The organism is Clostridium neuense (assembly GCF_045310695.1).
Lineage (GTDB): Bacteria > Bacillota > Clostridia > Clostridiales > Clostridiaceae > Clostridium_S > Clostridium_S neuense.
Map to the genome: position 1 here is coordinate 472392 of NZ_JBJIAA010000001.1, position 15316 is coordinate 487707.

At 32.6% G+C, this 15316-nt stretch carries 19 protein-coding genes, 2 tRNA genes and 1 other annotated feature; all 21 genes read right to left on the reverse strand.

Annotation, left to right across the window (positions count from 1 at the left end; all coding sequences use genetic code 11):
- Positions 1-31: 31 nt before the first annotated feature.
- Complete coding sequence (gene rplJ / locus ACJDT4_RS02140) at positions 32-538, reverse strand: 50S ribosomal protein L10 (RefSeq protein WP_406785875.1); 507 nt, start codon at positions 536-538, stop codon at positions 32-34.
- A gap of 55 nt (positions 539-593) precedes the next feature.
- Positions 594-725, reverse strand: a sequence feature (ribosomal protein L10 leader region).
- Positions 726-761: 36 nt separating this feature from the next.
- Positions 762-1451: a 50S ribosomal protein L1 gene (rplA, locus tag ACJDT4_RS02145; RefSeq protein WP_406785876.1), complete on the reverse strand. Its 690-nt coding sequence runs from the start codon at positions 1449-1451 to the stop codon at positions 762-764.
- A 67-nt stretch (positions 1452-1518) separates the two neighbouring features.
- Positions 1519-1944: a 50S ribosomal protein L11 gene (gene rplK, locus ACJDT4_RS02150; RefSeq protein ID WP_234123285.1), complete on the reverse strand. Its 426-nt coding sequence runs from the start codon at positions 1942-1944 to the stop codon at positions 1519-1521.
- 40 nt (positions 1945-1984) lie between these two features.
- Positions 1985-2506: a transcription termination/antitermination protein NusG gene (nusG, locus tag ACJDT4_RS02155; RefSeq protein WP_406785919.1), complete on the reverse strand. Its 522-nt coding sequence runs from the start codon at positions 2504-2506 to the stop codon at positions 1985-1987.
- Between the two features lie 46 nt (positions 2507-2552).
- Positions 2553-2777, reverse strand: a complete 225-nt coding sequence (gene secE / locus ACJDT4_RS02160; protein WP_406785877.1) for a preprotein translocase subunit SecE — start codon at positions 2775-2777, stop codon at positions 2553-2555.
- 44 nt (positions 2778-2821) lie between these two features.
- A complete protein-coding gene (gene rpmG / locus ACJDT4_RS02165) occupies positions 2822-2971 on the reverse strand; it encodes a 50S ribosomal protein L33 (RefSeq protein ID WP_053242928.1) in 150 nt (49 codons plus the stop codon).
- A 220-nt stretch (positions 2972-3191) separates the two neighbouring features.
- Entirely contained in the window at positions 3192-4385 is a 1194-nt protein-coding gene (gene tuf / locus ACJDT4_RS02170; RefSeq protein WP_406785867.1) for an elongation factor Tu, read from the reverse strand.
- Positions 4386-4487: 102 nt separating this feature from the next.
- Positions 4488-4563, reverse strand: a tRNA-Thr gene (locus tag ACJDT4_RS02175).
- A gap of 10 nt (positions 4564-4573) precedes the next feature.
- Positions 4574-4648, reverse strand: a tRNA-Gly gene (locus tag ACJDT4_RS02180).
- An 86-nt stretch (positions 4649-4734) separates the two neighbouring features.
- Complete coding sequence (sigH, locus tag ACJDT4_RS02185; protein ID WP_406785878.1) at positions 4735-5376, reverse strand: RNA polymerase sporulation sigma factor SigH; 642 nt, start codon at positions 5374-5376, stop codon at positions 4735-4737.
- A 64-nt stretch (positions 5377-5440) separates the two neighbouring features.
- Complete coding sequence (locus ACJDT4_RS02190; RefSeq protein ID WP_406785879.1) at positions 5441-5968, reverse strand: NYN domain-containing protein; 528 nt, start codon at positions 5966-5968, stop codon at positions 5441-5443.
- Positions 5969-5972: 4 nt separating this feature from the next.
- The gene (gene rlmB, locus ACJDT4_RS02195) at positions 5973-6740 is read right to left on the reverse strand and encodes a 23S rRNA (guanosine(2251)-2'-O)-methyltransferase RlmB (RefSeq protein WP_406785920.1); all 768 of its coding nucleotides are present in this window, start codon (positions 6738-6740) and stop codon (positions 5973-5975) included.
- Between the two features lie 15 nt (positions 6741-6755).
- Complete coding sequence (locus ACJDT4_RS02200) at positions 6756-8081, reverse strand: FAD-dependent thymidylate synthase (RefSeq protein ID WP_406785880.1); 1326 nt, start codon at positions 8079-8081, stop codon at positions 6756-6758.
- A gap of 23 nt (positions 8082-8104) precedes the next feature.
- Positions 8105-8512, reverse strand: a complete 408-nt coding sequence (locus ACJDT4_RS02205; RefSeq protein ID WP_406785881.1) for a Mini-ribonuclease 3 — start codon at positions 8510-8512, stop codon at positions 8105-8107.
- A gap of 185 nt (positions 8513-8697) precedes the next feature.
- Positions 8698-9489, reverse strand: coding sequence for a tryptophan synthase subunit alpha (gene trpA, locus ACJDT4_RS02210; protein ID WP_406785882.1), 792 nt, complete (start codon positions 9487-9489; stop codon positions 8698-8700).
- The gene (gene trpB, locus ACJDT4_RS02215) at positions 9479-10663 is read right to left on the reverse strand and encodes a tryptophan synthase subunit beta (RefSeq protein ID WP_406785883.1); all 1185 of its coding nucleotides are present in this window, start codon (positions 10661-10663) and stop codon (positions 9479-9481) included. Before trpB ends, trpA begins: the two co-directional genes overlap by 11 nt.
- The gene (locus ACJDT4_RS02220) at positions 10663-11277 is read right to left on the reverse strand and encodes a phosphoribosylanthranilate isomerase (protein WP_406785884.1); all 615 of its coding nucleotides are present in this window, start codon (positions 11275-11277) and stop codon (positions 10663-10665) included. The genes trpB and ACJDT4_RS02220 overlap by 1 nt, the downstream gene beginning before the upstream one ends.
- Before the next feature lie 94 nt (positions 11278-11371).
- Positions 11372-12157 (reverse strand): indole-3-glycerol phosphate synthase TrpC, encoded by a 786-nt coding sequence (trpC, locus tag ACJDT4_RS02225; RefSeq protein ID WP_406785885.1) that lies wholly within the window; start codon positions 12155-12157, stop codon positions 11372-11374.
- A 4-nt stretch (positions 12158-12161) separates the two neighbouring features.
- Positions 12162-13163 (reverse strand): anthranilate phosphoribosyltransferase, encoded by a 1002-nt coding sequence (gene trpD / locus ACJDT4_RS02230; RefSeq protein WP_406785886.1) that lies wholly within the window; start codon positions 13161-13163, stop codon positions 12162-12164.
- Positions 13153-13731, reverse strand: a complete 579-nt coding sequence (locus ACJDT4_RS02235; RefSeq protein ID WP_406785887.1) for an anthranilate synthase component II — start codon at positions 13729-13731, stop codon at positions 13153-13155. Before ACJDT4_RS02235 ends, trpD begins: the two co-directional genes overlap by 11 nt.
- Positions 13732-15159: an anthranilate synthase component I gene (gene trpE, locus ACJDT4_RS02240; protein ID WP_406785888.1), complete on the reverse strand. Its 1428-nt coding sequence runs from the start codon at positions 15157-15159 to the stop codon at positions 13732-13734.
- Between the last annotated feature and the right edge of the window lie 157 nt (positions 15160-15316).

The following is a 15316-nucleotide window of genomic DNA, read 5'->3' on the forward strand; positions in this document are numbered from 1 at the left end:
TTTTCATTTCTAATTTATTTTTATAATTTTATTATGCTTGCTCTTCAGCCTGTTTCTTGTCTGAAATTGCACTTAATAAGTAAGCAAGTTTTGATAATGGAGCATTGAAGCTTCCAAGAAGTTTTGCAATAAGAACTTCCTTTGGTGGTACTGATGCAAGTTCTTTTACCTTATTAGCATCAAACTCTTCACCATTCACCAATCCTGCAACAAGTTCCAAAGCTTTATGTTCTTTAGCAAAGTCATTTAATATTCTTGCTGGAGCTGTAACATCATCATAACCTAATGCTACTGCTATTGGTCCTTCAAAGAATTTAGTTATTCCTTCATGACCTAATTCCTTTGCTGCTCTACTAGCTAAAGTATTTTTATATACTTTATATTCAACACCAGCTTCTCTTAATTGTTTTCTAAGTGCAGTATCTTCTTCAACATTTAATCCTTGATATTTAACTAATATCAAAGCTTGAGCCTTATCCATTTTTTCTTTTATTTCAGCAATTTTTTGTTCTTTTAATTCTCTGTTTTTATTTGGCACTGTGTATCCACCTCCTCACAGTATTAAACTGCTCTATTAAAAATTCAAAATACTTTATAATAAAATCAAAGGCCTCTCCGTAAAACTCGAAGAGACCATATATTCATATATATCGGAATCCTCGGTAGGTTGGTTTCCCTTTACGCTTTAAAGCACCTACTATCTACGGAGTATTTACTATTTGACTTTAAAAGTATATAATACTTAAACTAAAAAATCAATACTAATCTAAAACTTTAACTGGATTAACTTTTATTCCAGGTCCCATTGTAGATGAAACTGCTACAGATTTAATATATTGACCTTTAGCTGAAGCTGGTTTAGCTTTTACTATAGCTTCCATTAATACATGAAAGTTTTCAGCTAGCTTTTGAGTTCCAAATGAGCTCTTTCCAATTAAAACGTGAATTATAGCAGTTTTATCAACTCTATATTCAACTTTACCAGCTTTGATTTCTGATAATGCTTTTGCAATATCAAATGTAACTGTTCCTGATTTTGGGTTTGGCATTAAACCTTTAGGTCCTAACACTCTTCCTAATCTTCCTACTACACCCATCATATCTGGTGTTGCAACAACTACATCAAAATCAAACCAATTTTCATTTTGTATTTTAGTAGCATATTCTTCTGCGCCTACATAATCTGCTCCTGCATCTTGAGCTTCTTTTGCTTTATCGCCCTTTGCAAAAACTAATACTTTTACTTCTTTACCTGTTCCATGAGGTAATACTATAGCACCTCTTACTTGCTGATCTGCATGTCTTGGATCTACACCAAGTCTTATTGCAGCTTCAACAGTTTCATTGAATTTAGCTTTAGATGTTTTTACAACTAAATCCATTGCTTCTTCTGGTGTGTACAAAGCATTTTTATCAACGAGCTTTGCACTCTCCACATAATTCTTTCCCATTTTTATTCCTCCCTCGTGGTAATAATGGCACAACAAAAGTTATACCTCCCACAATTTTAAAGACGTATTATTTTTCTACTTCTACACCCATGCTTCTTGCAGTTCCAGCTATCATGTTCATAGCAGCTTCTAATGATGCTGCATTTAAATCTGGCATTTTTGTTTCAGCAATTTGCTTAAGTTGGTCTTTAGTTAATTTTCCAACTTTAGTTTTGTTAGGAACACCTGAACCACTTTCTATTCCTAATGCTTTTTTAATTAATACAGCTGCTGGAGGAGTCTTTAATATAAAACTAAAAGATCTATCCTGATAAACTGTAATCACAACTGGTATTGTTAATCCTGCCTGATTAGCAGTTTTAGCATTGTATTCTTTACAAAATGCCATGATATTTACACCGTGTTGTCCAAGTGCTGGACCAACTGGTGGAGCTGGAGTTGCCTTTCCTGCAGGCAATTGTAGTTTTATTAAACCTACTACTTTCTTTGCCATAAAACATACACCTCCTAATGTAATTAAATCATTGGATATTTTAATCCAATTTTTCTATTTGATTAAAATCAAGTTCAACAGGAGTTTCCCTGCCAAACATGTTAACTAAACCTTTAATCTTATGCTTTTCAAAGTTTATTTCCTGAATTAATGCAACCTGATCTAAAAGTGGTCCCGAGATAACTTTTACATTTTCTCCAACCTTAACATCAATATCAACAACCTTTTCCTTTATACCCATAGATTCAACTTCTTCATCTGTCAAAGGAACTGGTTTTGATCCAGGTCCAACAAATCCGGTACATCCTCTTGTATTTCTAACAACATACCAAGACTCATCAGTCATAAGCATTTTTATAAGTACATAACCAGGGAATACTTTTTTCAACGTTATTTTCTTTTTTCCATCTTTTTCTTCAATTTCCTCTTGTAACGGAACTTGTATATCAAAGATAAGATTTTGAAGATTTCTATTTTCAATAGTTTTTTCAATATTAGCTTTTACCTTATTTTCATACCCTGAATATGTATGAACAACATACCATCTAACTCTTTCACTCATAATCAAAGGAACAGGAACACCCTGAACCTATAACCTCCCTTTCATCTTACTTAAAGATCACCCTAAAGAGGTTATTAAAGCCATAATCCAACACTGCCACTAGTGCTATACATATAGCACAAAATACTATTACCGATATTGTAGATTTTTTAGTATCTTCCTTTGAAGGCCACGTAATTCTATGTGTTTCATTTGCAAGGTCTTTAAAAAATCCAATGAAACCTTTTAATGGTGATTTCTTTACATTATCATTTTTTACATTAGCAGCCATTTTTATTCACATCCTAAAAGTTATTACAAAATACGGTCAATTACCTATTTTGTTTCTTTATGAAGTGTATGTTTGTGGCAAAATGGACAATATTTTCTCATTTCTAACCTGTCTGGATTATTTTTTTTGTTTTTCATTGTATTATAATTTCTCTGTTTGCAATCTGTACATGCTAATGTTACTTTTACTCTCACAATCTACACCTCCCAGTTACTGCAGAAAAACTCAATTTTTCTGAAAATATGCACTACCTTATTAATTTATCATAATGTAGTATATATGTCAACTAATTTTTCTAGCATTATTTTTTAATTATGTAATATTTATAAATAAATTGTCTTAATAACGATATAAAAAATCTCTATAATCATACACGAACGGATTAGGCTCACCCAATCCGTTCGTAAGAGTAATTTATTCTAAAATAGTAGTAACAACTCCTGAACCTACTGTTCTTCCGCCTTCTCTTATTGCAAATCTTAAGTTTTCATTCATTGCTACTTTTGTTATTAATTCAACTGTCATGTCTATGTGGTCTCCTGGCATTACCATTTCTACTCCTTCTGGTAACTGGATTGTTCCTGTTACGTCTGTTGTTCTGAAGTAGAATTGTGGTCTATATCCGTTGAAGAATGGTGTATGTCTTCCGCCTTCTTCTTTCTTTAATACGTATACCTGACCTACAAATTTATGGTGTGGTGTTACTGATCCTGGTTTTGCTAATACCTGACCTCTTTCGATGTCTTCTCTTTGTACGCCTCTTAATAATGCTCCGATGTTATCTCCTGCCATTGCTTCGTCTAGTAACTTTCTGAACATTTCTACTCCAGTTACTACTACTTTTCTAGTTTCATCACTTAATCCTACTATTTCTACTTCGTCTCCAACGTGTAATATTCCACTTTCAACTCTTCCTGTTGCAACTGTTCCTCTTCCTGTGATTGTGAAGATATCTTCTATTGGCATTAAGAATGGCTTATCTGTTGCTCTTTCTGGTGTTGGGATATACTCATCTACTTGTGCCATTAAATCTTTTATTGGTTTTATTGCTTCTGCATCATCTGGATTTTCTAATGCTTTTAATGCACTTCCTACTACGATTGGTGTGTCATCGCCTGGGAATCCATATTCATTTAATAATTCTCTTACTTCCATTTCAACTAAGTCGATTAATTCTGGATCATCTACTTGGTCTGCTTTATTTAAGAATACTACTATATATTGTACTCCTACTCTTGATGCTAATAGTATATGCTCTCTTGTTTGTGGCATTGGACCATCTGCTGCACTTACTACTAGTATTGCTCCATCCATCTGTGCTGCTCCTGTTATCATGTTCTTTACATAGTCAGCATGTCCTGGACAGTCTACGTGTGCATAGTGTCTATTTTCTGTTTCATACTCAACGTGTGCTGTGTTGATTGTTATTCCTCTTTCTTTTTCTTCTGGTGCTTTATCAATTTCGTCATACTTAAATGCTTGTGCTTTTCCTTCTTTTGCTAGTATTGTTGTGATTGCTGCTGTTAATGTTGTCTTACCATGATCTACGTGTCCTATTGTTCCTATGTTTACATGTGGTTTGTTTCTTTCAAATTTTTCCTTTGCCATTTCTGGTTCCTCCTTAATAATAAATGGTTCACCAATTCCATGATGAAATTCACAGTTTTATTCATGTAAACTGTTCCTGGTGTATTGTATGTAATTAACCTTTGGAGCCCACGGCCAGATTTGAACTGGTGACCTCCACCTTACCAAGGTGACGCTCTACCTGCTGAGCTACATGGGCAATATCCATTTGGAGCGGGAAACGGGTATCGAACCCGCGACACCCAGCTTGGGAAGCTAGTGCTCTACCACTGAGCTACTCCCGCATATTTACGCAAATAAATTTAACATTTAATAATCACGTAACAATTACTTATTTTACTATCAAGAATTTTCTTTGTCAATACAAAGCTTATCTTTTTTCGAGACACTTTTCTAACTTCCTTTTTACACGCTGGAGCGCATTATCTATCGACTTCGCACCTCTATCCAAATCACAAGCTATTTCCTGATATGATTTTCCTTCTAAGTAATACATAAGTACTTCCATTTCTAAATCAGATAATACTTCTCCTATACCATTTTTAATTTTTTTAACTTCCTCTTTACTTATGATAAGTTCTTCTGGATCAGCCACCTTTAAGCTAGATATTACATCAAATAGGGTTCTATCAGATTCTTCATCATATATCGGCTTATTTAGGGAAATATAAGTGTTTAATGGTATATGCTTTTGCCTTGTAGCCGTCTTAATTGCGGTTATTATTTGCCTTGTTATGCATAGCTCTGCAAAGGCCTTAAACGATGATAGTTTATTTGGCTTAAAATCTCTTATAGCTTTATATAGTCCAATCATTCCCTCTTGACATATGTCTTCCTTATCTGCACCTATAAGAAAGTAAGATTTAGATTTAGCTTTCACGAAATTTTGATATTTATTTATTAGATACTCCTGAGATTTTGTATCTCCTGACTTTGCCATCATAACTATCTCTTCATCTATTTTATCTTCATATTCAGCATCAGCACTATTTACAATCGCATCATTATCCAACTATATCCCCCCCCAAGTATAATTACTTTAACATTGTAATTATATATTAGCACTATTTTACAAGTCAACTATTTTTATCATTTTTTCTAATTTTATCCAACTTCTCATAAATACTAGTATCAAGCCGATCTTCTATTCTATTGTATTTTTTTTCACTAGCAATTTTTTGTGCTTTTGAACTTATTTTAACTTTAACATTTATAACCTCATTATAAAACTCGATAGATGACATTCTTGTAGACCCTCTTTGAAAAACAATCTGCTGTTCTAGATTATCGGACGTAACAACACAAACTTCATACTTTCTTCCAATTCTATTCACATATTTCTCAATAAAACTGTCTGCTGTTTCTGCTTCTTTTGTATATACTACAATTAAATTTTTTGTAACTTTAGTTTTTTCCCCAAAATTTCCTTGTATTAGATGTCCATCAAAAACCAAAAAAATCTTATAACCTTTAAACTCAGAATAGTCTATTAAAATTTCAATAAGCTTTTCTCTTGCACTTTCTAAATTTATGCCATTTTTTATTTTTTTTAGTTCTCCCCAACTATTTATTACGTTATATCCATCAACAAATATTGTTTTCAAGGTTTTACCCTCTTTTTATTCTTTGCTTAAGAATTTCATACATAATTATTCCTCCTGCAACAGATGCATTCAAAGATGAAATTCTTCCTACCATTGGTATTTTTACAAGAACATCGCACTTTTGCTTTGTAAGCCTCATCATTCCTTGTCCTTCACTTCCTATAACAAGTGCAGCCGGTCCAGTTAAATCTGCATCAAAGCAATATTCCTTTCCTTCCATTTCAGCACCATAAATCCATATGTTATTTTCCTTCAATTTATCTATGGCAGAATTAATATTATTAACCTTAGCAATCTTCATATGCTGGGCAGCTCCTGCTGATGTCTTATAAACCACAGAGGTTACTCCTACATTTCTTCTTTTAGGAATTATAATTCCATGAACACCACAAACCTCTGCTGTTCTTATTATAGATCCCAAATTATGAGGGTCTTCAATCTCGTCTAAAATCACTATAAATGGAGCTTCATTTTTCTCCTTAGCATATTCTAAAATATCATCAAGTTCGTAATATTTATATGGTGTTGTTTCAGCTATTACTCCTTGATGCGAATGCGTTTGAGACATTTGATCAAGCTTTTTTCTATCTACAAATTTAACTGTTATTCCTTTTTCTTTTGCCTTTGCTAAAACTACATTTATAGAACCTTCCTTTGTGCCACTTGCTACAAATAATTTTTCAATAGTTGTATCACCCTTTAAAGCTTCTATTACAGCATTTCTTCCTTCTATCAAATTTTCTTTTTCCATTTCTTTCTCCCTTCTAAAGATGTGATATCCATTGCATTAGTGTTCTGCAAATTTTTCTTTCATAAGAACTTGTTTCCCGCAGGTTAGCTTTCCTTCCTTGCATTTCCCATATACACAAGGCGGCAGTGCCTTTATGTAAAGTACTTTTGAAAGTTTTCTTAACTCATTTAACTTTTTAGTAGATAGTTCTCTTATTTCCCACTGTGCATTTAGGCAAATTCGTTCTGACAACATTTTAACATCTATTCTTGCATTTGTAGATATTATTAATTTAACTTGATCACAATTTAGCAAAAAGCTTAAAGCAATATCACTGCTATAATTTCTAGCAATATATAATCTAAAGTCTTCAAATTCACTAACTATCTGCATAAACTCATCATAAAAAGCTGATTTTTTTATAGTTTCTGGAACAATTACTTCTCTGCTTCTATCTGTAATAATATCAACTAATTCTTCACGATAATTTTCTGATAGTCTATGCCTTATTTGCTGATGATAAGTAACCATGCTGCACATCATTCCAAAGGTAGTTCTAGCTTGTTCTGCTATACTATCATGTCCATAGCCAAGCACTCTATCTGTTACCTCTTGAGCTTTTTTTAATCCATCATTGCCCCACAATTCCATAACCTCGGAAGGAGTTTTTCCGTGAGTACTTGTTATCGCTCCAACTCCAACCTTTAAATCAAGGTTTTTAAATGAATTTAAAAGCACCATATTATTTTTACTATCTATTTTATCAAATTCAGTTTTATAAAAACTCTTTTCTTTGTCATAATTATTTTTTTTATTCAAATTCATTAATAGTGAACCCAAATTATGCGGCAGCAATTTTACAAATTCAACTTTAATATCTTTAAAAATATTTTCATACCTAACATCATTAAATAAATAAAATAAGTCTAATAATTTATTTGCGCTCATTGCCACACTAATATTAGTTTTTGCAGCTAATGGAATAATATATCTAGCATCTTCAATAGGTATTCCATATAAATAGTTTTCAACCTTAGGTCGACCTTTAATTTCACTATCCTTAAGTTTAGACATTTTATCATATAACAAAAAAGCCTTGCTTATAAGCTGTTTTGCTTTTGCATAATCTTCACCCTTAAGCTTAGGAATTATATATGAATCTTCCTTCATTGTTACATATCTTTGACTTTGCTGAACATAAGAAGCTTTTAGTTCGCAAATAAGAGTACTCTGAACTCTATCTATACCTTCAAGTACAAAGGCCACATTAGCGTATTTTAAAAGTTCTTTTAAATCATCTTTATATATATTGTCTTTTCCTTGTTTTTTTATCCATTCTTCTAATTTATCTAAGCCTACTTCTTCAAAATTTGTTATTCTCAAGTTAAACTCACCCCTAAAAACTTCTATATGTCAATTACTCTGCCTAAAAGATAATTTAATCTTTCCATTTGCTCAGTTATGTACAAATATCCAATAAGAGCTTCAAATCCAGTAGCAGTTCTATATTCACATATATCTGCGTTCTTAGGTGAAGTCCCAGATTTAGCATTTCTTCCTCTCTTATATATGCTTATTTCTTCCTCAGTAAGCTCTTCTAAAAGCTTTTTCATAAATTCACTTTGAGCATGTGCCTTTACAAATCCTATAGCCTTTACATGAAGCTTATGTACATTCATATTCACATTTTTATCTACCAAGTATATTCTAATAAAGTTTTCATAAACAGCATCGCCAATAAAAGCCAATACTAATGGATTAAGCTGATTTGCTCTGTCTTTAGAAAATTTATTTCTAAAAATTTCAAAGTCCATTAAAAATTATCTCCTTATATTTTAATTTCTAAAGATGATTATATCATACTCAAGGACTATATATAAGTTAAACTATTTCTATTATTTAAATTGGCTAAAATATTTTATTAGATTAAAGAGCACAAAATACAGTAAAGGTATATTTCCTAAGCTATACTCTGCACTCTTCAATCCATATTACATTTTTATAGTACTTCTTTAATAGAATAAACAAATTTTCCAACTTTATTTAACATTTTTTCTTTGTCAGTCTCTTCCTCTATTATTTTCATTATAGCGCTTCCTATGATAACTCCATCACAATAACTTTTTATGTTCTTCGCCATCTCAGCATTGGACACACCAAAGCCTATACACTTAGGAACCTCAGTATACTTTGATACTAAAGAAATGTATTCCTCTAAGTTACCAGCTAATTTACTTCGCATACCTGTAACCCCATTTGTTGATACGCAGTATATAAAGCCACTAGCTTCTTTTACAATACTCTTTATTCTATTTTCTGATGTTGGTGCAACAAGTGGTATGATATGAACACCATATTGAGAAGCTACTTTTACAATTTCACCTCTTTCTTCAACAGGTAAATCTGGTATTATCACTCCATCAGTGCCTACTTCCTTAGAACTTTTCATAAATCTTTCTACACCATATTTATATACATTGCCAAAGTAAGTCATATATACTAATGGCACTTCCGTCTTCTTTCTAACATTTGATACCATTCCCATTATGTCATCTATCTTTATACCGTTTTTGAGTGCTTTAGCAGATGCTGTTTGAATAATTGGTCCGTCGGCAATTGGGTCTGAATACGGTATCCCAAGTTCTATTATATCGCTTCCAGAAGAGGCAATTTTCAAAATAATATCTTCAGTTGTATTTATATCAGGATATCCACTTGTAACAAATGCTATCATTGCTTTTTTATTTAACTCTTTTAATTCCTGGAATTTTAAATCTATCCTATTTTTCATGATCTAATCCCTCCATATTTTCCATAACAGTGTTCACATCCTTATCTCCTCTTCCAGAAAGATTTATAACCACAATCTTATCCTTAGGAAGCTTCGGAACAAATTTCATTGCATAAGCTACAGCATGAGAACTTTCAAGTGCTGGTATAATTCCTTCCTTCTCTGATAAATATAAAAATGCTTCAAGTGCTTCTTTATCTGTAACTGTCTCATATTGTGCTCTACTTGAATCTTTTAGATATGAGTGCTGTGGACCAACCCCAGGGTAATCAAGTCCTGCTGAAACAGAGTAAGCTGGTGTTATCTGTCCATCTTCATCCTGAAGCACATATGTCATCATTCCATGTATTATACCTACACTACCCTTAGTAAGTGTTGCTGCGTTCATATTTGTATCTACACCTAACCCAGCTGCTTCAACTCCTATAAGCTTTACTCCTTCATCTTCTATAAAATTATAAAATGCTCCCATAGCATTACTTCCACCACCAACACATGCAATTACATAGTTTGGAAGCTTATTTTCTGCTTCTAACATTTGCTCTCTTATTTCTTCTCCTATTATCTTTTGAAAATCTTTAACTATTGTAGGATAAGGATGCGGTCCCATTACAGAACCAATTACATAATAAGTACTTTCTATGTTCGTTACCCAATTTCGCATAGCTTCGTTTATAGCGTCTTTTAAAGTACAAGAACCTGATTTTACTGAGTTAACCTTAGCGCCCAAAATTTTCATTCTAAATACATTAAGTGCTTGTCTTTTAACATCTTCTTCTCCCATAAACACTTCACATTCGAGTCCAAATAAAGCTGCTGCTGTGGCCGTTGCAACCCCATGTTGTCCTGCCCCAGTCTCAGCTATTACTTTTTTCTTACCCATTCTTTTTGCAAGAAGAACTTGACCAAGAGCATTGTTTAACTTATGAGAACCAGTATGATTTAAATCTTCTCTCTTCAAATACACCTTAGCTCCACCTAAATCTTTGGTCATATTTTCTGCAAAATAGAGTGGAGTTTCTCTTCCAACATACTGCCTGAGATAGTATTTATACTCATTTATGAAGCTTTCATCATTAATTGCCTTGTTATACTCCACTTCAAGCTCTTCTATAGCATTCATTATAGTTTCTGGAACGTATTGCCCCCCATATATTCCAAATCTTCCATCCATTAAAATTTCCTCACTTTCATTATAAAATTTCTTATTTTAATTTCATCTTTAAAGCCTTTAGTTTCTACACCACTTGATACATCTACTGCGAACGGATTAAGTTTTTTTATGCATATTTCAACATTATCTTCATTTAGACCTCCTGCTACAATTATTGGCTTTTCGATATAATTTTTTATTTTTTTAAGTAAGCTCCAATCGAATACTTGTCCTGTTCCACCGATTTTATTTCCACTTTTACTATCAATTAGAAAAGCATCCGCACAGCATTTTCTTATAATTTCAATATCCTTTTCAGAATTTAAACTATATGCTTTCCACACTTCATAACCTTTAAATTTTTTAATATATTCATTACCTTCATTGCCATGGAACTGAAGTATATCAAGCTTTAATGTATTTGCAATATTTTTTACCTTTTCATAATCCTCATTAACAAAAACACCTACTTTTTTTATATCCTTCTGTAGTCCTTCCAAAAATAAACTTGCACTTTCAACGTTAACCTTTCTACTGCTATCTGCAAACACAAGTCCTACATAATCTGGCATATACTTATTTACTATTTCTACATCTTTTTTGCTTTTTATGCCGCAAATTTTTACTTTTACCATGTTTCCCCCTTTTACATTTATTTGAATATTCCGACTTATTTCGTAATAAAAAATTTTTTTGTAAAACTATATGAATTTTCACTATGAGCAAATATTACATTTTTTTTGCTTCCTCTAAAAATTGACTTATATAAGCTTTTTTATTTATATTTCGCATAAATGCCTCACCAATAAGCACAGCACTCACTCCCAGTGAAGCAACATATTTAATGTCCTCAGCAGTTTTTATGGCACTTTCCGAAACCGTTACAGTCTCCTTAGGTACATACTTTAAAAGCTTCTCTGTTGTTCTCAAATCAGTTGAAAAATCTCTTAAATCTCTATTATTTATTCCTATAACGCTGCATCCAGCCTCCACCGCAAGCTTTACATCTTTTTCATTATGCACCTCTGTTATAGAATGTAAGCCAAGCTCTAATGCCTTTTTATAGAAATCTTGAAGTTTATCCTTAAGTACCGCAGCTATTAATAACACCGCATCTGCACCTATAGCCCTTGCTTGATATAGCTGATACTTATCCACAATAAAGTCCTTTCTAAGTACAGGCTTTGTTGATATCTCCTTTACCTTGTTTATATATTCATCTTTACCAAGAAAATATTTTCTCTCTGTCAAAACAGATATAGCATTAATATCAATTTTTTCATAAAGCCTTGCAATTTTACATGGATCAAATTCTTCAAGTATTATACCTTTTGATGGTGAAGCCTTCTTAATTTCTGCTATTATTGATATTTTTTCTTTGTTTATAGCTGCTTTAAAATTTCTTATTGGTTTATCACATTCATAGGCGAGCTGCTGCATTTTTTCCTCGTTAATTATGCTTTTTTCTTCTTTTAACTGCTTTAATTTATTAGCTACAATTTCATCTAATATCATTCTTTCACGCTCCTATAAGCTCCTCATATTTCTTATATGCAGATCCATCATCTATAAGCTTCTCAGCAAGCTTTACTCCAGTTTTCAAGTCATCTACAGCCTTACCAACATAAAGTGCTGCTGCACTGTTTAAAACAACTATATCTCTCTTAGGTCCTTTTTTACCTTTTAATATATCTAAAATAATATGTGCATTTTCCTCTGGCGTTCCACCTTCTATGTCATTTAAAACTGATCTTTTAATTCCAAATTCCTCTGGACTAATTGTATAACTTTTCATCTCATTGTTTCTTATTTCAGTAATATAAGTTTCACCTGTAGTTGTTATTTCATCAAGTCCGTCACTTCCGTGCATAACAATTGCTCTTTCTCTTCCAAGTTTTAAAAGTACCTTCGAAACCACATCTACAAGCTTTTTATCATATACGCCTAAAACTTGACCCTTTAAATCGCAAGGGTTAGTAATTGGTCCAAGAATATTAAATAACGTTCTAACGCCAAGCTGCTTTCTAACTGGTCCTACATTTTTCATTGCTTTATGATAGACCTGCGCAAATATAAACCCCATCCCTTTTTCATCAATAGATTTTTCTACTTCTTTCTGATTAAGCTCTATATCTATATTAAGTTTACTTAGAACATCTGCACTTCCACTTTTACTTGATACTGATCTATTGCCATGCTTTGCTACCTTCACTCCACCTGCCGCTGCTATGATTGAAGCTGCTGTAGATATATTAAAGGTTTTAGCTCCATCGCCGCCTGTGCCACAGGTATCAATGGCATATGATGATTTTAATTCAACCCTCAAAGCATGTTCCCTCATTGCCCTTGCAGCACCCGTTATCTCTTCTGCAGTCTCACCCTTCATTTTTAAAGCCACTAAGAATGCCGCCATTTGAGCTGGCTCCACACTTCCATCCATTATTTTATTTACTGCCTCATAGGCTTCATCTTCTGTCAAGTTTTCATATGCAGTTGCCTTCTTTATTACTTCACTTAACATTACAAATACCTCCTAAAAAATTTTCTATTATCTTTCTTCCACCTTCAGTAAAATATGATTCTGGGTGAAATTGAAGTCCATATACCTTATAATCAACATGCTTTATTCCCATAATTACTCCATCTTCAGTTTTAGCTGTAATTTTAAGACTTTCTGGCAACTCTTCTTTGTCTGCAATAAGCGAATGATATCTCATTACTTTAAGTGGGTTTTTTACTCCTTCAAAAAGACCTTTACCATTATGCTTTACTATTGATGTTTTCCCATGCATTATTTCATCTGCACCTACAATCTTTCCACCAAATGCTTCTGCAATAGCTTGATGTCCAAGGCATATGCCAAGCATTGGAACCTCTCCAGCAAAACTTCTAACGGCATCTACTGATATTCCAGCATTATTAGGTGTTCCTGGTCCTGGAGAAATTATTATTCCTTCTAAGTCCATTTCCTTTATATCTTGGATCGTAATTTCATCATTCCTAACAACCTTTATATCCTTATATATCTCGCCAACATATTGGTAGAGGTTATAAGTAAAGGAATCATAATTATCTATCATAAGAATCATTTATATCACTTCCCTTAAAATTCTTGACTTATTGAGACTTTCCTGATATTCATTTTCAGGTATTGAATCATAGACAATTCCCCCGCCTGCCTGTGCATATGCCTTTTGATCCTTTATTACAAGCGTTCTTATTGCTATGCATGTATCCATATTGCCATCAAAGGAAAAGTAACCAACTGCGCCTGCATAACATCCTCTTTTCACATTTTCTAATTCATCTATTATTTCCATAGCTCTTATCTTAGGTGCTCCAGAAACTGTTCCTGCAGGAATACAAGTTTTAAGTGCATCAAAGCAGTCAAGCCCTTCCTTTAGCTTCCCTGAGACCTCAGATACTATGTGCATTACGTGAGAATAGAATTCAACCTCCATGAGTTTATCAACACTTACAGTTCCAAATTCACTAATCTTCCCTATATCATTTCTCGCAAGATCAAGAAGCATTGAATGTTCTGCTATTTCTTTTTCATCATTTATAAGTTCATTTTTTAATTTTAAGTCCTCTTCTTCATCCTTCCCCCTAGGTCTAGTTCCCGCTATGGGGTTAGTTATAACTTTATTACCATACACACTTACTAGACTTTCAGGGGATGACCCTGTTATTTGAAAATCGTCAAAATCTATATAAAAAAGATATGGAGATGGATTTTTAGAGCGAAGCTTTCTATATATATCAAAAGGCTCTTCATCTATATCCATAGTAAATCTCTGCGATAAAACTACTTGAAATATATCACCTTTCCTTATATATTCCTTAGCTTTAGAAACTATTTTACAAAACTCATCTTTAGTAAAATTAGACGTTATATTTTTATCAACGCTGCTTCGTTTAATATCATGCATTCCTTTGCTTGTTTTTACTTGTTTTTTCATTTTTTCTATTTCAACAGATACCTCTTCGAAGGATATATTATCTTCTGAAAATACATTATAAATGTATATAACCTTATGAGTTAAGTGATCATATCCAACTATTTTTTTATAAAACATTAAAATTGCTTCAGGTATATTTTGTTCATCTACATTATCATCTGAAATCCTTTCATACTGTTTTATAATGTCATAGCCTATATATCCTATAGCTCCTCCAGAAAATGTGTATTCTGTCTTTCCCATACTGTGCTCTTTTACAAGTCTTTTTACTGTATCTAAGACCTTTCCTTTTTCTTCAGTTACTACTTCTCCTTCTTTTACAAAAATCTTTTCTCTATAGCTTTTCACAATTGCATAAGGATCTGTTCCTACAAAGGAATATCTACCCTTAGGATTATTAAAGTAATTGCTTTCAAGAAGAAACTTATTTTTACCCTGCATATTAAAAAATATTGATATAGGAGTTATTTCATCACATTCTTCTTCATAAATGACTTGAAATGATTTTTTGCCTTCCTTTAAACTATTAAATTCTGTTTTTGAAATGTTATACACTATTAACCCTCCTTAAAATACATAATATTTTGAATTTTCCGCTAATTATTTTTTCTACTTTATATTAATTACTCATCTTTTTATATACGCAAAAAGACCACTTCATCCTTTTATGGGACGAAGTGGTCGTGGTACCACCCATATTTAGCTTAATTGC